This is a genomic window from Paenibacillus sp. LHD-38, assembly GCF_031157315.1.
GTDB lineage: Bacteria > Bacillota > Bacilli > Paenibacillales > Paenibacillaceae > Pristimantibacillus.
In genome coordinates this window covers 1-20658 of record NZ_JAVIFU010000059.1, presented here as the reverse complement: position 1 = coordinate 20658, position 20658 = coordinate 1, and the positions used below count along the sequence as shown (strand labels likewise).

Here is a 20658-nt window from a genome sequence, read left to right as displayed (position 1 = left end):
CAAAATATAAAGCCAAGGACACAAGGGTAGCCTGGATAACGGAACAGATGATTATTTTTCATTTGTTCCTATTCATGGATAGCCCATACCCCCTTGGCTTTTTATTATCTCATTTTAAAGGTGGAGGACATAATATGAACAGGTCTGAGTACAGGGATTTTTACAACAAGGTTGGAAAATTAAACGGTTGGGACTTTAGTAAATTAAGAACTACTTCTGAAGGAGAACAATGGAATTTTCTTTTTGAAGTTACTAAAAGATGCAATAAGTCCGATTTATTGCTTGATATAGGTACGGGCGGTGGGGAAGCTTTAATATCTATTGCCGATGCTGCATTACTTCTTGTTGGCATTGATCATTCAGAAGGAATGATAGAGTCCGCTACTGAAAACTTTAAAATATCAAACAAAACAAATATTCGATTCTTACAAATGGAAGCTGAAAATATTACATTTCCTGAGTTCTTTTTTAATGTGGTGTCCTGTCGGCACAGTGAGTTTTATGCAAATGAAGTTTCAAAAGTGTTAGCGAATGATGGTATATTCTTAACTCAACAGGTAAGTGAAAATGATAAATTAAACATTAAAAAAGCTTTCGGAAGAGGACAGGGTTTTGAAACTGATAAAGGGATCTTAAAAGATAAATACCTTACGGAGCTAGCTGAAGCTGGTTTTACCGATATTCAGTCTTTTGAATATGATGCAACGCAGTATTTCCAAACTTATGAGGATTTGGTCTTCTTTTTGAAATACACCCCTGTTATTCCTAACTTCGGGCAAACTGATCATGATTTCGAAATACTTCAAAAGTTTATTGAATTAAATCAAACAGAAAAGGGAATCAAGACCAATACGGAACGCTTCATGATAGTGGCAAGGAAATAATAGGTAGTTTAGCTAACGGGACACATTTGTTCAATAAAAACATGGAAGCAGCCGACCACAATGATCGGCTGCTTCATTACGCTAACGGGCAGGATAGTGTAATTACAATGTAGAATAACTGATGTTGATTTACAAAAAAGTTGCATGGTAAAGCTTTTATATTGTTGCTAGAATACATCCTAAAAGGTAAGGTGATAAATTGCATAATATGATGAATAAGCAGCAATTTATTGAAAAGACAGTAAAAGAACAACGTTCTATTGTAATTAGAGTTAAAAATGCTGATGAGTTTGTTCGAAGCATCTCTAGAGAAGTGAATGAAAAGTATTTATTTGTTGAAACAGAAGAATGCTCCATTTTTAAAGTCGCTATTACTGATATTATAGAAATTTTTGCTATACAGTCTCCATCCCAAAATCGCAATGTTTCAGAATCCCATAGTGACGAAACACAAGAAAATGGGTATGAACCTGATTTAATCATAGCTCAAAATAAAAATCTAAATGATGATGATCAACAACAAATTATCTCAAATTTGTCGAAACATTTTGGTAAGTTACTAATAATATCAAGGAGTGAGCTGGTTACATATAATTCTGCAGAAGTCGAGATGATTAGTAATTTAATTCGATCGAAATGTTTTCAAAAGCTTAATAATATGGATTTACCTCAAAAAATCATCTTTGGTCAGCTAAATCATAACGGAGGATTAAGCTAGGCAGACGAGTTTCTTGATTGTACTTAACTTATCAACCAAAAAGTGGTTTTTACAGATTAAGCTAGCGGGTAACGATAGTTGAACAAATAATGCGCAGTTTGCTGCGGCAGCTGCTCCTTTTCTTTGTTAAGCTAACGGGCAGAATAGTTCCAATATGTGGTACTATTAAAATGAAATAACGGTATTGTTGAGCTAACGAAAACTGGGATAGCCAGGAGGTGTTAAATTGTCTTATCCATTTGATTGTATTAGTGATTTTATGTTTTTTGAAACGTTACTTGGACCAGCAGATGTTATATTAATTCCAGGAGGAAGTCACCCACAACTGATGGAAAGAGCGGCAATGTTATACCATCAGGGAATTGCTCAGTTTATTTTGCCCTCTGGTGGAGCTACCTCACATGTAGAAAAAACTGAATGGGATTTTTTGCGAGATGTAGGATTATCTTTAGGTGTTCCTCAACAAGCAATATTAAAAGAAAATAAAGCAACAAATACTTTTGAAAATTCGCGTTTTTCATTGGAAGTATTACGTCAGCATGGGGTAATCCCTCAAAAGGCCATTTTAGTTTGTAAAAACTATCACGCGCGAAGAGCGCTTTTAACATATCAAATTGACTTTCCAAGAGAAACAACTTTTTATGTAAGTTCGGTTATTGATAAAACGGGAACCTCAAAGGATAACTGGTATTTAGACGAGAAAAAAATAGGTTACGTGATGAGTGAACTTGAAAAAATAAGTAAATATTTCAGACACCATATACCGAATTGGGTTAAATAGCTCGTTAAACTAACGGGTAACGTTAGTTCAATGAAAACACGGAAGCAGCCGACCACAATGATCGGCTGCTTTATTACGCTAACGGGCAGTATAGTTTCAAAGAAACTGTTATAATTTGGAGATATAAAGTTCTAGGGGGTGTAGCGATGCTTGGTCTACCTAAAGGGGAAGTTTATCTTATTCCTTGGACGAACGAATGGGAAAAAGAATTTACAAAAGAGAGTAGAAAAATAAAATCGGATCTCGGTGAGCTTATCCTCGCAGTTCACCATGTCGGTAGTACAGCGGTAAAAAACTTATCGGCTAAGCCAATAATTGATATCGCAATTGAGTTGACGGATTTCCAACTCGGTAAAAATTGCATACAGGGCTTAGAAACGCTTGGTTATGAATATAGAGGAACAGATATACTGCCTGATAGGCATTACTTTAGCAAAGGGGAGCCGAGAACTCATCAGATACACATGTTCCAAACAGGTAGTTTATATTTGAAAAAACAACTTGCCTTTAGGGATTATTTATTGAGAAACGATGAGGCATTGGATGAATATCAAACTCTAAAAGAGAGGCTCTCCAAAGTACACCAAACTGACAAAGTTACGTATTCCCATGCCAAAACAGATTTTATAAACTCGATTATGGAAAATTTAGGGTTAAAATAACGGGCACTATAGTTCAATACGATGAGGGCTACCGCGTGGTGGCCTTTTGCTCCCCAAAACGGGTAGTTATATTCAATAAGTTAGTATGGTAAAATAAAGTAAAATTTGAGGTGGGTGCAATATGGATAGAGCCACATTAGCAAATGAAATTTATAAGACGGCACATTTAACAGGAACTTTTAAATTAAGGTCAGGAAAAGTATCTAATGATTACTTTGACAAATATTTGTTTGAATCTTATCCAAAGTTGTTAAACGAGGTCGCTGAACATTTATCAAAATTAATTCCAACTGGTACTGAAATATTGGCGGGGCTCGAAATGGGCGGCATTCCTATTGCAACAGCATTATCACTAAAGACTGGGATACCAGTTACATTTGTTAGAAAAAAGGCAAAAGAATACGGTACATGTAAATTGGCTGAAGGTATTGAGATAAAGGGCAAAAATGTTTGTATTATTGAGGATGTCGTCACCACGGGCGGACAAATATTGTTGAGTGCAAAAGATTTGAGTAATTTTGGTGCTAATGTTAAAAATGTTTTATGTGTAATTGAACGTGAAAAGCAAGGAAGAGATAATCTTGAAAACTCAGGCTTAACGTTTCTTTCTTTGTTTAAGATGGAAGAACTTATTGAGTGAGTATCAATAGCTTTTTATACTAACGTAGGAACGATAGTTGAACACTGAAATGGCTACCGCGTGGTAGCCCTTCGTTACGCTAACGGGCAGGATTGTTCAATATCATTGAATACCCAATATGGAATTTAATGTCAGGTGGCGGGAAATGGAATTCATCTTTATTCGGCACGGTCATGGAGAACATCTCAATGATTATCCAAATCGGTTGAACACTCTGCATCCTAGTCTTACAGAGTACGGCAAATTTCAAGTAATGCAACTACGAGATGAAATTAAGATTAATCCTGATTATTTAGTTCTTGTAAGTCCAACTAAACGTACAATTGAGACGGCAACTATTATGAAAAACGGTATGGACTTCATTATTTCTCCATTTGTTGGTCCGAGAATGTTTCCTCAAAACCCCGAACTCCCTTTTTTAGCTTGTGATCATATCCTTTCTATAGCTGAAATCACAAATCTTTATGGACATACTGATATTCTTGATTTTAATTTTGATTGCTGGAAAGAAGGAATTAACAGGATCGAACAAGATGTTTTTGAAGGATATGCTAAGCAGTTATTAGATTGGATCGGGGAAAACTATCAAAAAATATTTATTATTTCACATGATGGTACGATAACGAATTATCGGATATTGCTTGGAGAAAAAGGATTGACCAGAAAGGATTTTCTCGGTGAGGCTGGGGTATACCGAATGACTTTGTAGTCTGTTGGTCGCTAAGCTAACGGGGAACGATAGTTGAATAACTCACATGATGAGCAGGCGCTACGGTGGCCTGCTCAACTTATTAAGCTAACGGGCAGGCTAGTTATAATTGTTTACTACCTTCTATATCGTTCGAGAAATGATATGATTGTAAAATATAAGTAGATTTGGGGGCTCAAAAATATGGGGAATAGGTTGCCATTGTTTATTGTAACAGGTGCAAGCGGGTCAGGGAAAACATATGTCATTAAAGAACTACGAGGAATAATGCCAGATTTTGATGTTTTCGACCCTGATAACCTTGTTGAATTTATTGGAAATGATTGGGATAAAAATCGAAATATTTGGCTTCGTGTTGCACGAAATGTCGCTCAAAGTGGACGCATGACTATCATATGCGGCACTATGATGCCTTGGGATATTGAAAAATGTGTAGACTATCCTTATTTTAAACATGTTTATTACCTGAACCTACACTGTAATGAAGAAACTCGTGAGAAACGTTTACGTGAAAGAAATTGGTCAGATGAAATGATTCAAGACCACAAAGACTTTGCAGAGAAACTGCTTGAAATTGCAGATAAAGAGTATAATCCACCAATGCCTACTATTGATACAACGGAAACGGATGTAAGTATTGTTGCATCACATATAAAAGAGTGGGTTCGGCGATATGTTTGAACTAACGGGGAACGATTGCTTAATAAGTTGAAGAGTCTGACAATCTAATTAAGCGTGAATTATTGAGTTAACGGGGAACAATCGTTGAATAACATACATGGATGAGCAGGCGCTGCGGTGGCCTGCTCATTTTATTAAGCTAACGGGCAGGATAGTGCAATATGTCTGTGGAATAAATATACAAACGTTATCGCAAAGTTATCGCAATAGGAGGTCGAAATATGCCATTTCCAACGCATATCGTATCCGCAGGTGGATTTGTGGAAGATGGGCAAGGAAATATCCTTTTAGTAAAAACTCGTGACGGTGGCTGGGTTTACCCTGGTGGACAAGTGGAAGTTGGAGAAAATCTGATGGATGCTTTGGTTCGTGAAATTAAAGAGGAAAGCGGAATTGACACCACTGTTAGCTACTTAATTGGTGTTTATTCGAATACTGGAATTTTTAAATGGTATGATGGCGTGACTGAAGTTCCAACGCAAGTTATTTTTGATTTCGTATGTAAACCTATTGGTGGGGAGTTAACTGTTTCTGAAGAAACAACCGATAGCCGCTGGGTGGCTAAAGATAGAGCTCTTGATTACATTACACATCCAGCTATTCGTACTCGCTATCAGGCTTATTTGGAATTTAACGGGACGGTTAATTACATGGATTATGTAACGAACCCCGAGTTTATAATCAAACACCAAACAGGTATATCGAAGTAAATTGTTTCTCGTTACTGAATTATCGGAGAAAAAATAAACATTAAGGGTGAAGGCAATTACATATGTCAAAAGATTTTTATTGTGAAGAGGTATTAAGTGGTCGAACACCAGTACAAAAAGTAGTAGAAACCGATACTGTGCTCGCTTATCATCATACCCGACCATTCTATCCAGTGCATATCGTGACGATTCCGAAAAGACATATTTCATCGCTGATTACTTTAGAAGAGAGGGATAATGCACTGCTAATCGAGCTTATGGATACTGTGAAGAAGGTCGCTTCCCAAGTGGTTTCTGAACATGGAGCTTGCAGAGTGATAACAAATTTAGGCGAATATCAAGATTCGAAACATCTTCATTTTCATGTGGTTTTCGGTCAACCCCTTAAGAAAAGCTGATTAAGCTAACGGGTAACGATAGTTGAACAAACATGGAGCAGTTTGCTACGGCGGCTGCTCCATTTCTTTATTAAGCTAACGGGCAGAGTAGCTTAGTTAGTCGTGGAATTCCTTGGGTGCTTAACGTATAGTAAAATTAAGATAGGGGGATTCTAGCGCAGTGTACGAAATAGTGTTTTTTGATGTTGATGGTACTTTATACAGTGAAGTGGATAGAGGTATCCCTGAAAGTACAAAAGTGGCTATTAAGAGGCTTCATGAAGAAGGTATTAAGGTCGTAGTTGCAACAGGGAGACCACATAATTTGTGCGAAGAACTAATTGCACTAGGCATTGATACTTTAATATCATCAAATGGAGCACTTGTTAAAACCCAAAGTAATGTTATTTATAAGTCAGTACTTTCTCCAGAGACTGTTCGTGAACTATCAAGTTTTGCCGAGTTAAACGGACACAGTATTTCTTATTTTACAGATTCGATTTCAATGAATGGTATCGGAGTAGAAGAAGAACGTGTTAGAAATGCGCTAGAAGAGACCCTTGCTCTTAGCGATTATCCCAACAAATTAGACATACTCCCAGAAGAGATTTACTGTATGTGTTTGTACGCTGATGAGAGTGAAGCAAGAAAATTTATTGATAACTTTCCGCAACTTCAGTTTGTACGTTTCCATAGTTATGTAATGAACATCCTTGAAACTCAAGTGGTCTCTAAATCGGAAGCAATCAAAAAAGTACTGGATTATTACAACATTGACGTTAGCAATTCTATCGCTTTTGGTGATGGTGGAAATGACTTGGATATGTTAGAGTTCGTTGGCCTCGGTATTGCCATGGGCAACGGTGAGGAACGTCTTAAACAAAAGGCAGATTTCGTTACCAAAAAAGCAAGTGAAGATGGCATATACTATGCCTTAACAAAATTTGGCGTTATTTGATACTGAAGGCTCCATTATTGAGCTAACGGGTACGTTAGTTGAAAAACACACATGTATGAGCAGGCGCTACGGTGGTCTGTTCATTTTAATAAGCTAACAGGCAAATTAGCGTGGTAACACTGGTTAGAATGGATGACATGGAATCATATGTTCATTATTTTAAATGTAAATATTATACAACAATTAGAGGAGATTCAATAATGCATGTGGGCAAATCAAATGACAGTCTATCACTTGAACCTGATACAAAAACTAACAAAGCTAATCTTGAATATGATTTCTCCGCGATAATGGTGGGCGTCGCTGAATACAAAGAAGGTCCAACGGGTTGTACCGTTTTGTACTTTCCAGAAACAGTGAGAGCAGCAGTAGATGTAAGAGGAGGCTCCCCATCTACATTCACTACCGACAATCACAATTTTTCTGCTGGAGAGCGAATTCTTGACGCAATTTGTTTAACTGGTGGTTCCGTTCACGGATTAGAGGCTGTAACTGGAGTTACTTCTGAATTATTAGCCCAGAGCGGTTACTCAACAAATTCTATGCCTAGAGTGGCGGCAGCAACCATCTATGACTTCGTTGGAAGGGATAACGCAATCTACCCAGATAAGCAACTCGGAAGTGTTGCTTTTCTAAATGCACAAGTTAACAAGTTTCCGATGGGTGCAACTGGTGCAGGACGTTCCGCGAAAGTTGGAAAAGGGTATAACCACTGGGAAACAGGCGGCCAAGGCGCAGCTTTTCAGCAAATCGGTCCGACTAAAATTGTAGTGTTCACAGTTGTCAATTCAATGGGGGCTATCGTAGGAAGAGACGGTTCGATTGTAAGAGGTTATTATGATATCCATACAAATACACGCCATATGAACCTAAACCATCTTATGGATGACTCTGTTAAGAAGCTTGGAAATACCACATTGACAGTAGTTGTAACCAATCAGAAGTTGCCTGCTGTTTCTTTGCGCCAATTGTCCAAGCAAATTCATACTTCTATGGCAAGAGCAATATATCCTTTTCACACAATTGACGATGGTGACGTTTTATTTATGGCTTCAACCAATGAAGTCGATAACGCAAATCTTAATGCTGGTCATATTGGATTAATTGCATCAGAGCTAGCGTGGGATGCAGTATTAAGCAGTTTTGAAATAAACAATTAATGTTAACCAGCATAGATAAGCTACCTACGTAGGTAGTTTACTCAACTAACGGGTAACGATAGTTGAATAACGCACATTGTTGAGCAGGCGCTGCGGTGGCCTGCTCATTTTATTAAGCTAACGGGCAGTTTAGCGTGGCTGACCGACCTACATAACTTTACATTATCACTTTATTACGTTAATATATTAGAGAAGTAAAGTAATAAAGGATGTGGTCTTAATCGAATTCATTCGGCTAGCAATACCAAAAGGCAATACCTCAGTTAAGAAGGGAGTTTGTTATGGTGCGAGAGGCATTAATTAACAGAAAAACAAAAGAAACAGAAATTAAACTGGAGCTTAATCTCGATGAATACAGTGAAGGCAACATCAACACGGGAATTGGATTATTTAACCATATGCTCACGCTTTTTGCTTTTAGGGCAGGAATAAAACTAAATGTGGATTGCAAAGGTGATTTAGAGATAGATGGGCATCACACGGTTGAGGACATTGGAATATGCTTGGGGCAAGCAATCAAAAAGGCTATAGGGGATAAAAAAGGCATAAACCGTTATGGTAGTTCGCGTATACCTATGGATGAGAGCTTAGCATTAGTGGATTTGAGTATATCTAATCGCTCTTTTTTAGTGTTAAACGTGGAAATGCCGTCAACACGAGCAGGCGAGTTTGAAACCGAATTAACCGAAGAGTTTTTTCTCGCTGTAGCGCATAATAGCGGGATAACCATGCACATCAATTTGGAATACGGCAGAAATACACACCATATAAATGAGGCAATTTTCGTGGCATTCGGCGATGCTTTGAAGAAAGCAATTAGGATAACAGGCGATGTTATTCCGTCTACGAAGGGTACGTTATCATTATGAAAAAAATATGTATAGACGCTTACGTGTAAAAAATTATGGGGGAGGAATTTGTTTCATTGGACATCTGACGATTACGCTAACGGGTAACGATAGTTCCATCCCTGAAGGGCTGCCACATGGCAGCCCTTCGCTACGCTAACGGGCAGGATATTGTAATTACAATGTAGAATAACTGATGTTGATTTACTAAAAAAGTTGCATGGTAAAGCTTTTATATTGTTGCTAGAATACATCCTAAAAGGTAAGGTGATAAATTGCATAATATGATGAATAAGCAGCAATTTATTGAAAAGACAGTAAAAGAACAACGTTCTATTGTAATTAGAGTTAAAAATGCTGATGAGTTTGTTCGAGGCATCTCTAGAGAAGTGAATGAAAAGTATTTATTTGTTGAAACAGAAGAATGCTCCATTTTTAAAGTCGCTATTACTGATATTATAGAAATTTTTGCTATACAGTCTCCATCCCAAAATCGCAATGTTTCAGAATCCCATAGTGACGAAACACAAGAAAATGGGTATGAACCTGATTTAATCATAGCTCAATATAAAAATCTAAATGATGATGATCAACAACAAATTATCTCAGATTTGTCGAAACATTTTGGTAAGTTACTAATAATATCAAGGAGTGAGCTGGCTACATATAATTCTGCAGAAGTCGAGATGATTAGTAATTTAATTCGATCGAAATGTTTTCAAAAGCTTAATAATATGGATTTACCTCAAAAAATCTTCTTTGGTCAGCTAAATCATAACGGAGGATAAAGCTAGGCAGACGAGTTTCTTGATTGTACTTAACTTATCAACCAAAAAGTGGTTTTTGCAGATTAAGCTAGCGGGTAACGATAGTTGAACAAATAATGCGCAGTTTGCTGCGGCAGCTGCTCCTTTTCTTTGTTAAGCTAACGGGCAGGATAGCTTGGAAGTATGTTAAATCAAATAGATATTAAAGACACTTCTAAAATAATCATTGGAGGTAACCAATGTGAAAAAATTGATTTTAATTCTGGTCAAGTAATCCTTAATGATTTAATTTTGATGATACGATTCCTCTTGAAGAACAAATCTGGTCGTTTAAACACGATATATTTCAGGTGAAATATGATAAAGGTTTAATTTTGGATTTAGGATGGTTACCAGAATTCAATTTAGAAGCTGGGATATTTACATTAGTAATAGTAAAAAGTCAAGATTGGTCAAATCCAATATTCACCAAGCGAACAAAATCACTAAAAGAAATTTACGAATATATAAAAGAAGCAATTGATTTAGTTGAATCACTCAAAAATAGAAATTAAAAATTTGTGAACCGCCTGAACGTGATGAGGCTCCTGATGTGATTTGAAAATCCAAGGCTACTCATGTTTATCGAATGTACAGTTAAAGAAATTCTCTAAGAATGACGTTAAGCTAACGGGACACGATAGTTGAGTAATAGCCAATGTTGAGCAGGCACGGGGATAACTGTCGGCTTCCACGATTATTGCAAATAGCACCATGATTAATGCAAAAAATAACTCTCTTTGAACAGTAATAATAAGAGTCAACTCTATATAAATGCAAAGTAGGGTTTAACCCATCACAAAATCAGCGCTCCAAAACGTGATTAATTCTGATTTATTCTCCGTTCGAATTCATCAACGCTTTTTATACGACTAGCCAACTTGTTCCAATTTTTCAGTTTTATAAATTCACGCTCAGCACTTATTTTTTCAACTAATTCTGGTTGAAGATTCCCTTTTTCCTCAAGTGATTCCAAAATCATTTCAATCAGCAATTCAATTCTGCCTTTGATTTCTCCTTCAATTCTGCCTTTTTCAATCAAAGCTGGATCAATAAATGTTTTAATCACTTTCAACACCTCCTGGTTAATAATTTTCCTACATAAATAGAAGACACCTCGCAAGGTGCCTTCGTATCTTGAATTATTTCATTCCGATTTTTCTTTTGAAGTCATCAATACTATTGGAACGTGCTGATATTTTTGACCAATTTTTCAACTTAACAAAATTGTTTTCCAAACGTATAGTTTCTGATAATTCTTCACTAACCACACCTAATTCGGAAAGATTTTCCAATATCGCTTCAATTAATCCGTCATTTTTGCCTTTGATTTCTCCTTCGATTCTTCCCTTAATTACCCCTTGTTCAATCAATGCTGGATCAATAAATGTTTTTACCACTTTCTTCAATTCAATACCCTCCCGACCAAGAAAAATAAAACGCCCTTGCAGGCGTTTTGAAAGAAAATTAATTTTTATCTATTAATGTTTCAAATTCATCGACGCTCTTAGCACGCCTAGCGAATCTTGACCAATGGTTCAGTTTATCTAAATCGTTTACCGATTGAATTTTTTCTCTCAAAGTCTGATGAACGGAACCTTTCTCTTCGAGCGTTTCTAGAATGGTCTCAATTTTGCCTTCAATCTTACCTTCAGCTCTGCCTTTTTCCAAAATAGTTGGATCAATAAATGTTTTTACCACTTTCAACACCTCCTGGTTAAATCCTTCATAATAAGATTCGAAATTGTCATACAAATTGTGGTTTTGGACATATTGTCCATATCGTCCATATCGTCGAAGCTAATCTTCTTCTCATCAAGCTTTTGAAGCATTTCTTCTCCGCAACGTTTTACAGTAAGGAGCACTTCACTCAATTCTTCGTAAATCAATTCTTTTTTCTTATCATCCGATAGTCCCTTATCGTCAAGTATTTCCTTAATTTTCTTTCTCGAACCAAAAACTTGAAAGGGAAGAAGAGCATATAATTGGTCTCGCAACAAAACAGGATCGATTTCCCAATATTTTAAAACGGGTACTTTATAATCAATAGATTGATCATTGTCGCGTATAATGATCTTACAAGAGAGTTCTTCCAATATGGCATCATCCCTCTCAAGATAAAGCACGAGCTGTCTAGGGAATTCAAATACTAATCCCTCAGAACTTGTGTTAACCGAAGAAGCTTTCGCCATTTTGAACCCATAATCAAACATGAGGATAATCATAGTGGAATGATTTTGGGTTTGAAATTCAATATGAAACTTTTTAGTCTCGCCTTCTTGTTTGACGTGTACTAAATAATCAGCTGCGCTTTTATCTAAGTTGCTGTCAATAAATTCTGTGCTACCAGGTATAATTTCGCAATTATCTACTGTGAAATTTTCATGGAATAACCCGTTGAGCAAATCAATCCGAGGTTGCTTTGACAGATGACTGAATAGTAACTTTATCCTTTGTCTGCTTTGACAGGCGTTACTTTCATAGGACTTGTTATCGATTTTTTTGTGATTTTCTTTGTCATATTCCACTCCATCTTAAGGTATTCCATATACACCATTATAGCATAGAAGTAAAGAGTCTAAATAAATTACGTAATGAATTTTCGAAATATTTTGACAACAGTATATCGCATCCTGACCTTATGTCAATGAAATTAATAATACTCGTGCATATGGAAGTGAAATTTGATCTGCGTCTCGCATAGGGTTTACCGAGGTGATGTTTGGTTGTCAAAAAAGAGCAGACCGAGAATTAAAGACCATCTATTTTGCAAAACTTGATGCAGACGAAAGCCGATCTGGAATAGGTCGGCTTTTATTTCGATTCCTTCACTGGTCATTATTCAAAATCTCTATCCTCTACGAGTTTCATGATACGTTCCATGTCCAGATCTTGATCGGCAATAACGTGTGACAGTTTGATTTCAGCAGAATTGTCCTTCCTTTCTAGGGCAAGAAGTTTATCGCCGCATGCGCCGTAATTGGCGTAATGTGTTTTAGTTCGTCGGCTCTTGCGGCCGATAATATCAGCATTGAGGTGAAGAATAAAAAGCTGCAAACCGACAACGAGCCCGTTATCGTCTAAGGCAGGGTGCTGGTTCCACTTCGCGCTGTCTCAGAATCGCTTGGCGCGTCGGTCGAGTGGAAACAACAACAGAAAACCGCTATCGTAACCAAGTGGTCAAAGAGAGCTTCGCTGACTATTGAGAAAAAGACCGCACTGGTTGAGAATAGTGCCACTGGTGAGACATTCGACGTCCTATTGGATGTTACGGTCAGAACCATTGATAATCGCGTATATGTCCCTTTGCGATTCATTTCACAGCAGCTCGGGTACAAGGTGGACTAGAAAAACAATACCGTCTCTATCAAGTCGCCGCTCAGTGAGAATTATTTCGCAAAGCTCTATTCGGGTGACTTGTCGACAAGCAGGCAAATTGCGATAAGCATAAACGGTCCATACGGAGATCGCAATTTTGAGCACCCGCCTTTACAAACCTTGCACCCTTATCACGATCACAGCACGGCCTTTCTGTTTCCTGAGGGAGAGGCGCTTCGGTTTTTCATGATCGAAGGAAATGAGACCGTAACATTTTTTGAGCATAAGGATGATTTTCTCGTCGCTACTTGGCAGGCTCATTTACAAGACATAGAAGGCAACGCCATTCAACAGTTATTTGCGGATCAGCTAAAGGACCGCACAGGACCGACACCAAAAATCAAAAAGCCCTTTCTCTATTACTACTATGTGCCTTACGGGAATACGGTCCATCGATCAGGCCGCATCGATGTCGATGGAAAGTATACAGAAACTGGATACAAAAGCGTGAACGGAGATGTGACGCATTCTTTTGGAACGATTTCGCTAGTGCTGCCGAATGAGATTCGGCAGGGAAACGTAACAATACCGAAAAATTGACATCCCTAGCATGTGTCATAAAGGCTAAGTGATTCAACTAACGGGAGAGTACGACAAGTTCTGCTATAAGCGTCAGACAGCGTGAAAAGTAGAAGATTACAAGGAGTAATCTTAACTTTACAACCGAGGATGGGAATGACGGAACCATGTATCCCGAAACCATCCCGCCAATACTCCTGCGCGCGTCATGTTTAACAGAACATGTGGTGTGAAGTACAGGTAGATTCGGCAGAACGAAGGCTGGAGCCATTCGAATAGAAAAGGTATGCCAACGGATATGTCGCGCGGCTGAAAAGCTGGATATGGTGAGAATGCTCGCGCAGAAGCGAACTGACAAACTTCCGAATGTACAGGTCTAAAGTTAGAGCATACGGAAACGTATGTACCATCAGACGATGGTGTGAGCGGCGTAAAGTGAAAATTTTCCCTATGAAATACGCTATGCCTAACCATGGCGGCATGGGTCTCACAGGCTTAGAGGAAGCACCTAAGTTCAGAACAGATAGCTAGGTCGTAAGGGACTTGGAAAACAAGGGACGTTGCAGGAAGGGCTGTTACCCGAAACGGTTGCAATAAGGCACTAGCCGAAATGGATTTATCCTTGTGAGGGTAGGGGCACGACTGATGAAGCTCCCGTAATAGGAGTGGAGGAATAGCCCCAAGTCTAATTGAAAAGAACGATCATTTTCCATACGCGAATTGCACCGATCAGGTAGGAATGTGGGGACATCACTCATTTAGGAGGGATGCCACAGTGCAAGCTTTACGAAATTGGGAGTATTACGGCATGACGGAATCCTTTACGGATTTGTACGCAAGAGCGGCAAACAAAGAAACCTTTTCACACCTCTATGGGATCGTCACATCCAGAGAAAATATTTTGCTGGCTTATCGCACGATGAAGTCCAATAAAGGATCAAAGACACCAGGAACCGATGGGCTAACCATCAAAGACATCGAACAACGACCCGAAAATGAATTAGTGAGTGAAATCCAAAGCAGACTTGAAAACTACCGCCCAAAAAAAGTCAGACGGAAGCTTATCGAAAAAGATAACGGCAAATGGAGACCACTTGGCATCCCTTGCATCCTCGACCGTATCATTCAACAGTGCTTCAAGCAAGTCCTTGAGCCCATAGCTGAAGCCCAATTTTACAAGCATAGCTACGGTTTCAGACCCCTTCGATCGACACATCATGCCATGGCAAGAGTTCAATTTCTCATTAATCAGGCGTCGATGCATTTTGTAGTGGACATCGACATATTGGGATTTTTCGACAATGTTAACCATACGTTGCTCGTGAAGCAACTTTGGAATATGGGTATTCGGGACAGAAGGGTTCTTGCGTGCATCTCTAAAATGCTAAAAGCTGAAATTGAAGGAGAAGGAATACCTTCAAAAGGCGTGCCTCAGGGTGGCTTGCTATCAACACTGCTTTCGAATATTGTACTGAATGACCTCGATCACTGGGTGTCTGGTCAATGGGAGTTCTTTCCGCTGACACAACCATTCAAATCAAGAACTGGCGAAAGGGCTGCGAAAATACGATCTAGTCTGAAAGAAGGCTATTTGGTGCGCTACGCCGATGACTTCAAAATCATTTGTCGCGATTGGAGATCCGCCCAGAGGTGGTATCATGCGGTAGTCCTGTATCTCAAAGACCGCCTGAAACTCGACGTTTCACCCGAAAAATCGCAAATTATTAATCTGCGAAAACGAGAGTCGGAATTCCTTGGGTTTACAATTCGCGCAAACAAGAAAGGTCAAAAGAGAGTAGCACATACAGGTATTAAAGCCAACAAAAGGCAGAAAATTAGGAGCGAAGCTAAGAAGCACATTCTCAGAATGCGAGCTTTGCCAACGGCTCTAACCGCTGCACGGTTCAACAGCTTTGTTTTAGGAATTCACAATTACTTCAATCGGGCAACACATGTTAGTGTTGCGTTCTCACGTCTTGCCTACGATCTGCGTGCCTTCATGTACAATCGTCTCAAACAAATCGGGAAATACGAGCATCCTGCAAACCCACCGCCAACTTACAGTAAGTTTTACAGCCTGGGTTACAGGACTTTTAAAGTAGCAGATGTTTATTTATATCCTCTAGCCAACGTGAAAACAAAGAATACAATGGGATTCAGTCAAGGGCTTTCGCTCTTTACCACAACAGGCAGAGAACAAATATACAAAAAACTTCGACCAGATTTACGTCAGGAAATTTACTTACTAACGAAATCTAGCATCCCGAATCAAAGTGTTGAATATATGGATAATCGAATTAGTCGGTATAGCATGAAGATGGGGAAATGCGAAATTACAGGCATGTATCTCTTCGCTTCCGATGTTCACTGCCACCACTATATCCCGTTGCGCTTAGGTGGAAATGACAAGTTTAATAATTTGCGGATCCTCCACAAAGAGGTCCAACAACTTATCCATCATACTCATAAAGAGACGATTGACGTACTCAAGAATAAACTGGATCTAACGGAATTGATGATGAACAAGATCAACCAATACCGTGAAAAATATGCATTAGAACCAGTTTAACATATCCCATATCAATGAGTAACGAGGAACTTATGATCTAGTAAATTCAGTTAGAGGGAACGCGGAGTGCTGGGAAACTGGCACGCTCCGTGTGGAGCAGGGGAAAAGCTGGAGATCACTTCAAATGCTTACCTATTGCAACCGTTAGCGTCATTATCAGGGAGTAGATCGCCGCGGCTGTTGCTCCTGTTTTTATTGAGCCATTGGGCAGGATTGCTTAAACTTTTAGCGAACACTTCATACAAATTAATTAGGAGTGATAATATCGTGAGTTTAATGCGAATAAAAATTCCAGCTGGTTATGCGATTTCTTATAATAAATTTCATGATGTTGATCCGATTCTCGCCGAAGAAAATGATTTTTTAAGCAAATTGGTATTACTTCATGGAAGATATTATGCAAATAAGCAAACTCGAAAATGTAGATGGAAGACATGTTATTCCAGAAAGTAATACATATATAATTGATTTAGGATGGTACCCAGATAGTAGCTTAAATGGGGAGTACAAATTAGTACTTGTGCATGTAGATGTAGATAAGTACGGAAATGAATTAAAAACAAAGCGGTCTAAAGACCGATTTGAAATTAGAGATACTATTGAAATTTGGTTGCGAGAACTAAATAATAATCAACCTGATGATGGATTTTAAGCATCCGTTCGATTATGGTCTCTTGGGGTTTTTGGGGCAGTAAAGTTGTTCAACTAACGGGCAACGAGAGCACAATAAATAACAACATGAGGCCGCCGCGGCAGCCTCGTTAAGCTATTTAGCAGGATAGTTCCAATAATATCCAACTTTCGGAATTGGTTTTCGATAAATATTATCTATATGTTGTATAAAAATAATGAAATATTATTTATCGGGGAATCATGTTATCATACCACTAATTAGGAAAAAGGTGGTGTGCGATTTGGAAACGAACGTACTCTCAGAGCGTTTTAGGGTTTTTGCTGAAAGGGAATGTAAGGATTCCAGCAGACTATATGGAAATCTTGCAGGTAACATTGCTAATGATCCGAAGCTGCTTAAACTGGCCTCTTATTCGAGACCAGGACAGCCTGTTCCTAACCTCTTACTAGGTGCGGTTCACTATCTCCTATTAGGGGGGATAGAACACGAATTAGCTGAGTATTACGCCAGCATTGTAGATGAACCACGTGAGTCATCGTCCTCCATTAATTATTTCAGTGATTTTTGTAAGCAGTACGAGAACGAGATTATTCAGATTCTAGAAAGCAAGCTTGTACAAACGAACGAAGTGAGACGCTGTGCTTACATGTACCCTAGCTTTTGCTATATTCATAAAATAACGCAAAAACCGTTAGCTCTCATAGAAATAGGAACAAGTGCGGGATTGCAACTCCTTTGGGATAAATACAGCTACTCTTATAAATCCAACAAAAAGTATGGATATGAACAATCTCCTCTTGAGATAACAGCTGAAATTAGAGGCGATAATATTCCATTCCTTCTTGAGCGTAGCCCACCCGTAACATCCAGGATCGGTCTTGATTTGCACATAAATGACCTAAATGATCCTGAAGATTATCTATGGCTGAAAGCGTTGATTTGGCCAGAACATAAGGAACGGATTTCCTATTTTGAAAATGCCGCTTTATGTTTAGAAAAACAACCCTTAGAGTTAATTGAGGGAGATGGTGTTTCTTTACTTCCGAATATTGTATCGAGGATAACGAAGGATTCAACAATATGTGTTTTTCATACCCATGTGGCCAACCAAATGTCTCACGAGGCTAAGATAAAATTGTGTGAGCAAATTAAAAACCTCGGTGAAGAAAGGGACGTGTTCCACCTCTATAATAATATGTGGGATTTAGACCTCCATCTCGATTACTATGTAGACGGAAATGGACACAGAGAAACGCTGGCAGAAACAGATGGCCACGGTCGGTGGTTTCAGTGGAAGTTATGATTCACGATTCAACTAACGGGCACGATTGCTCAATGAACATAAGAAACGGCGGCCTACGTTTAATGACAGAAATGAATTGATTCATAGTGAGCCTTTCATAATAGAAAGTAAGCAAATTGAAAAAGAGAAATTTGAGCAAGCTATACGAAAAGGATTTAAAGAATATCACGATTTTGTAGTGAATAATAAATTACCAATTTCAAGTTATCAATTAGAGCAACTACTAAAGCAAAAAATATGAAGAAAGTTTGTAATCGGCGAAAACATTCAACTAACGGGTACGATAGTTCAATCTGATCAAGGAGCAGACCGCCGCGGCAGCTGCTCCTATTTCATTGAAGTAACGGGCAGATTAACGTAATAGCCAGCCCAATAATATGGTGCAATTTGTAATACTAATGTGAGGTGAATGACTTTGAGAAATATTGTTGAGGATTCTCAGTTTCTCAGTGAAAGAGCTGAGATGATGTACTATTTTCAAGATAAGTTTTACAACCCCGAGGAGACTGAATTTATTGATTCACCGTCGGGGAAGTTCAAACTTGAAATCCATCACTATAATCATGAAGAAGGTATTAACAGATATAATTACACAAAAGGGATTGTTACGGATAGTGACCATAAAAACATCGACATAATATATAGAAACTTCGACCCTTTCCTATTCAGTTGGGTTGATGTAAATGGCACTGAATATCTGTTGTGTGGGCTCGATTATCAGGGTTATTCAATTGTTAATTTATCAAATAAAGAAACCAAACATTATGTTCCCGAAGAGGCTTATGAAGGGCGTGGATTTTGCTGGGCAGAAATAATGTTTTTCCAACAAAAAAAACTAATAGTGGTTGATGGATGCTATTGGGCATGCCCCTATGAACTTGTTTTTTATGGTTTTTCTAATCCGATGAATGTACCATATAAAGAATTATTCCGTGTGGAAGTTGACAGCATCACAAATTGGGATAATTGGAAAGATTCCTGTAGTGTTAGATATCTTGATAAGGAAAACAACGAGAAAGAATTTGTTTTTTAGAGACTACGCTAACGAGAACGATAGCACAGCGGTGGAGCCGATCCATCGCTTGTTTTGCATTGCTGGAAATCCGCTCAGCTAACGGGCAGTATTACTAAACAAATCCGTCCGTCGATAAAGACACCATTCTTGGGAAACCCTACACGAATAAACGCATGCGGGGGTGCTAATGGTGGTTCTGAAAAAAAAGGTCCTAATATTGTTCTTAACAACAATATCGTTGTTAAATCCTTTAATTGCTTTTGCACATATTGGCTTGGATCAACTAAAAAGTGCAACGGATTTTAAGCTGTTTACACCACATTACTCCTTAACGAGTTGGAAGCTTGAAATCAAGGAACCTTATCCTCTTGATGCTGACCAACTAATTACGAAGGTTAGACTCCATTACTTCGATAAATCGGGTAACACGTATATGTTTGGGATTGAACAGCATAAAGCGATAGGGTACAAAATTAATCGATCTGAAACAACAATCGATGTTCGTAGTAAAACAATTACGACCAAAGTTAAAGAAGAGAATTTTAAATTTGATACGAGTGGTGAGATTGTTAAATTGAACGGAATTGAAGCGAGGTTTGATTATGGAACTCAAGGAAGATGTTTGCGGTGGGTGCAAGATGGCACTTACATTGAGTTAGATAGCTTTCGATTGTCTAGAAAACAGATGGTAATATTAGCGAAATCGATGATTGAATAGGTGATTGAACTAACGGATAATGATAGTTGAATAACACACATGATGAGCAGGCGCTATGGTGGCCTGCTCATTTTATTAAGCTAACGGGCAGGATAACGCAGCCATTACTTGAATACCATATAAAGTTGGGAGGAAGAGATAATGGACAAATCTGTTTCAAGTAGAAAAGATATCGTTTCATTATTTTTAGGAATTGTTGCAATACACATGTTCGTAATTAGTTTAACAACAGAATCATTTGTTCTTATTGTTGTATCCATGATTGATTCATTGATAGCGTTTTTTCTCGGAATAGGTACCGATAGTGATTATGGACACGGAGGACTAATTATAGGATTATTAGTCTTTATTGCTTCATTGATAAAACTATTCGTAAGTTAACTGGCTTAGCAAATGATGAACTTCAGCAAAGAACTTCTCTACGCTAACGGGAAACGATAGTTCCATCCCTGAAGGGCTGCCACATGGCCAATGTCATTTAGTTTAGCTCAAAGACAAGAACAGGAATAAAAATGAAATCCGAAACGGCATGGGAAAAGTCCTGTGCCGTTTGTTTTTTTGGGGAAAGCAAAGAAAAAGCGCATAGCA

The 20658-nt window shown here is 38.3% G+C and carries 26 protein-coding genes; 22 read left to right on the top strand and 4 right to left on the bottom strand.

Annotated elements, in window-relative coordinates; translation table 11 throughout:
* The first annotated feature begins 134 nt into the window (after window positions 1-134).
* The 14 genes from RCO25_RS30090 to RCO25_RS30025 all read left to right on the top strand — a co-directional run bounded on the left by RCO25_RS30090 (window position 135) and on the right by RCO25_RS30025 (window position 10449).
* The gene (locus RCO25_RS30090) at window positions 135-884 is read left to right on the top strand and encodes a class I SAM-dependent methyltransferase (protein ID WP_308999770.1); all 750 of its coding nucleotides are present in this window, start codon (window positions 135-137) and stop codon (window positions 882-884) included.
* 208 nt (window positions 885-1092) lie between these two features.
* Complete coding sequence (locus RCO25_RS30085) at window positions 1093-1602, top strand: hypothetical protein (RefSeq protein WP_308999769.1); 510 nt, start codon at window positions 1093-1095, stop codon at window positions 1600-1602.
* 226 nt (window positions 1603-1828) lie between these two features.
* Window positions 1829-2383 (top strand): YdcF family protein, encoded by a 555-nt coding sequence (locus tag RCO25_RS30080; RefSeq protein WP_308999768.1) that lies wholly within the window; start codon window positions 1829-1831, stop codon window positions 2381-2383.
* A gap of 146 nt (window positions 2384-2529) precedes the next feature.
* Entirely contained in the window at window positions 2530-3045 is a 516-nt protein-coding gene (locus tag RCO25_RS30075) for a GrpB family protein (RefSeq protein ID WP_308999767.1), read from the top strand.
* Window positions 3046-3166: 121 nt separating this feature from the next.
* Entirely contained in the window at window positions 3167-3685 is a 519-nt protein-coding gene (pyrE, locus tag RCO25_RS30070; protein WP_308999766.1) for an orotate phosphoribosyltransferase, read from the top strand.
* 145 nt (window positions 3686-3830) lie between these two features.
* Window positions 3831-4394 (top strand): histidine phosphatase family protein, encoded by a 564-nt coding sequence (locus tag RCO25_RS30065; RefSeq protein WP_308999765.1) that lies wholly within the window; start codon window positions 3831-3833, stop codon window positions 4392-4394.
* Between the two features lie 183 nt (window positions 4395-4577).
* Window positions 4578-5075, top strand: a complete 498-nt coding sequence (locus RCO25_RS30060; RefSeq protein ID WP_308999764.1) for an AAA family ATPase — start codon at window positions 4578-4580, stop codon at window positions 5073-5075.
* Between the two features lie 221 nt (window positions 5076-5296).
* Complete coding sequence (locus RCO25_RS30055; protein WP_308999763.1) at window positions 5297-5785, top strand: NUDIX hydrolase; 489 nt, start codon at window positions 5297-5299, stop codon at window positions 5783-5785.
* A gap of 62 nt (window positions 5786-5847) precedes the next feature.
* Window positions 5848-6183, top strand: coding sequence for an HIT domain-containing protein (locus RCO25_RS30050; RefSeq protein ID WP_308999762.1), 336 nt, complete (start codon window positions 5848-5850; stop codon window positions 6181-6183).
* Between the two features lie 160 nt (window positions 6184-6343).
* Entirely contained in the window at window positions 6344-7120 is a 777-nt protein-coding gene (locus RCO25_RS30045) for a Cof-type HAD-IIB family hydrolase (RefSeq protein WP_308999761.1), read from the top strand.
* Window positions 7121-7320: 200 nt separating this feature from the next.
* Entirely contained in the window at window positions 7321-8280 is a 960-nt protein-coding gene (locus RCO25_RS30040; protein ID WP_308999760.1) for a P1 family peptidase, read from the top strand.
* Between the two features lie 284 nt (window positions 8281-8564).
* Complete coding sequence (gene hisB / locus RCO25_RS30035) at window positions 8565-9149, top strand: imidazoleglycerol-phosphate dehydratase HisB (protein ID WP_308999785.1); 585 nt, start codon at window positions 8565-8567, stop codon at window positions 9147-9149.
* Window positions 9150-9412: 263 nt separating this feature from the next.
* Window positions 9413-9916, top strand: coding sequence for a hypothetical protein (locus tag RCO25_RS30030; protein ID WP_308999759.1), 504 nt, complete (start codon window positions 9413-9415; stop codon window positions 9914-9916).
* A 329-nt stretch (window positions 9917-10245) separates the two neighbouring features.
* Complete coding sequence (locus RCO25_RS30025) at window positions 10246-10449, top strand: hypothetical protein (protein ID WP_308999758.1); 204 nt, start codon at window positions 10246-10248, stop codon at window positions 10447-10449.
* A 308-nt stretch (window positions 10450-10757) separates the two neighbouring features.
* Here RCO25_RS30025 and RCO25_RS30020 read toward each other — a convergent pair whose 3' ends face one another.
* From RCO25_RS30020 to RCO25_RS30005, 4 genes are all read right to left on the bottom strand, one after another.
* Window positions 10758-11003, bottom strand: coding sequence for a hypothetical protein (locus RCO25_RS30020; RefSeq protein WP_308999757.1), 246 nt, complete (start codon window positions 11001-11003; stop codon window positions 10758-10760).
* A 73-nt stretch (window positions 11004-11076) separates the two neighbouring features.
* Complete coding sequence (locus RCO25_RS30015) at window positions 11077-11343, bottom strand: hypothetical protein (RefSeq protein ID WP_308999756.1); 267 nt, start codon at window positions 11341-11343, stop codon at window positions 11077-11079.
* 58 nt (window positions 11344-11401) lie between these two features.
* Window positions 11402-11635, bottom strand: coding sequence for a hypothetical protein (locus RCO25_RS30010; protein WP_308999755.1), 234 nt, complete (start codon window positions 11633-11635; stop codon window positions 11402-11404).
* 2 nt (window positions 11636-11637) lie between these two features.
* Window positions 11638-12462: a hypothetical protein gene (locus RCO25_RS30005; RefSeq protein WP_308999754.1), complete on the bottom strand. Its 825-nt coding sequence runs from the start codon at window positions 12460-12462 to the stop codon at window positions 11638-11640.
* Window positions 12463-13024: 562 nt separating this feature from the next.
* Here RCO25_RS30005 and RCO25_RS30000 point away from each other — a divergent pair.
* The 8 genes from RCO25_RS30000 to RCO25_RS29965 all read left to right on the top strand — a co-directional run bounded on the left by RCO25_RS30000 (window position 13025) and on the right by RCO25_RS29965 (window position 20451).
* Window positions 13025-13282, top strand: coding sequence for a copper amine oxidase N-terminal domain-containing protein (locus RCO25_RS30000; protein ID WP_308999753.1), 258 nt, complete (start codon window positions 13025-13027; stop codon window positions 13280-13282).
* A 216-nt stretch (window positions 13283-13498) separates the two neighbouring features.
* The gene (locus RCO25_RS29995) at window positions 13499-13852 is read left to right on the top strand and encodes a hypothetical protein (protein WP_308999752.1); all 354 of its coding nucleotides are present in this window, start codon (window positions 13499-13501) and stop codon (window positions 13850-13852) included.
* A 754-nt stretch (window positions 13853-14606) separates the two neighbouring features.
* Window positions 14607-16400, top strand: coding sequence for a group II intron reverse transcriptase/maturase (ltrA, locus tag RCO25_RS29990; protein WP_308999751.1), 1794 nt, complete (start codon window positions 14607-14609; stop codon window positions 16398-16400).
* Between the two features lie 385 nt (window positions 16401-16785).
* Entirely contained in the window at window positions 16786-17052 is a 267-nt protein-coding gene (locus tag RCO25_RS29985; RefSeq protein ID WP_308999750.1) for a hypothetical protein, read from the top strand.
* 262 nt (window positions 17053-17314) lie between these two features.
* Window positions 17315-18337: a DUF2332 domain-containing protein gene (locus RCO25_RS29980; protein ID WP_308999749.1), complete on the top strand. Its 1023-nt coding sequence runs from the start codon at window positions 17315-17317 to the stop codon at window positions 18335-18337.
* 415 nt (window positions 18338-18752) lie between these two features.
* Window positions 18753-19370 carry a hypothetical protein gene (locus RCO25_RS29975; protein ID WP_308999748.1) on the top strand — a complete coding sequence of 206 codons (618 nt, stop codon included), beginning with the start codon at window positions 18753-18755 and terminating at the stop codon, window positions 19368-19370.
* 169 nt (window positions 19371-19539) lie between these two features.
* Complete coding sequence (locus RCO25_RS29970) at window positions 19540-20070, top strand: hypothetical protein (RefSeq protein ID WP_308999747.1); 531 nt, start codon at window positions 19540-19542, stop codon at window positions 20068-20070.
* A 141-nt stretch (window positions 20071-20211) separates the two neighbouring features.
* Window positions 20212-20451: a hypothetical protein gene (locus RCO25_RS29965; protein WP_308999746.1), complete on the top strand. Its 240-nt coding sequence runs from the start codon at window positions 20212-20214 to the stop codon at window positions 20449-20451.
* Window positions 20452-20658 lie beyond the last annotated feature (207 nt).

Coding starts and splice junctions, on each gene's coding strand:
- RCO25_RS30055 (WP_308999763.1), top strand. CDS start 5,297: ATGCCATTTCCAACGCATATCGTATCCGCAGGTGGATTTGTGGAAGAT.
- RCO25_RS30090 (WP_308999770.1), top strand. CDS start 135: ATGAACAGGTCTGAGTACAGGGATTTTTACAACAAGGTTGGAAAATTA.
- RCO25_RS29965 (WP_308999746.1), top strand. CDS start 20,212: ATGGACAAATCTGTTTCAAGTAGAAAAGATATCGTTTCATTATTTTTA.
- RCO25_RS29985 (WP_308999750.1), top strand. CDS start 16,786: ATGGAAGATATTATGCAAATAAGCAAACTCGAAAATGTAGATGGAAGA.
- RCO25_RS30085 (WP_308999769.1), top strand. CDS start 1,093: ATGATGAATAAGCAGCAATTTATTGAAAAGACAGTAAAAGAACAACGT.
- RCO25_RS30075 (WP_308999767.1), top strand. CDS start 2,530: ATGCTTGGTCTACCTAAAGGGGAAGTTTATCTTATTCCTTGGACGAAC.
- RCO25_RS29970 (WP_308999747.1), top strand. CDS start 19,540: ATGGTGGTTCTGAAAAAAAAGGTCCTAATATTGTTCTTAACAACAATA.
- RCO25_RS29995 (WP_308999752.1), top strand. CDS start 13,499: ATGATCGAAGGAAATGAGACCGTAACATTTTTTGAGCATAAGGATGAT.
- RCO25_RS30030 (WP_308999759.1), top strand. CDS start 9,413: ATGATGAATAAGCAGCAATTTATTGAAAAGACAGTAAAAGAACAACGT.
- pyrE (WP_308999766.1), top strand. CDS start 3,167: ATGGATAGAGCCACATTAGCAAATGAAATTTATAAGACGGCACATTTA.
- RCO25_RS30040 (WP_308999760.1), top strand. CDS start 7,321: ATGCATGTGGGCAAATCAAATGACAGTCTATCACTTGAACCTGATACA.
- RCO25_RS30060 (WP_308999764.1), top strand. CDS start 4,578: ATGGGGAATAGGTTGCCATTGTTTATTGTAACAGGTGCAAGCGGGTCA.
- RCO25_RS30050 (WP_308999762.1), top strand. CDS start 5,848: ATGTCAAAAGATTTTTATTGTGAAGAGGTATTAAGTGGTCGAACACCA.
- RCO25_RS30065 (WP_308999765.1), top strand. CDS start 3,831: ATGGAATTCATCTTTATTCGGCACGGTCATGGAGAACATCTCAATGAT.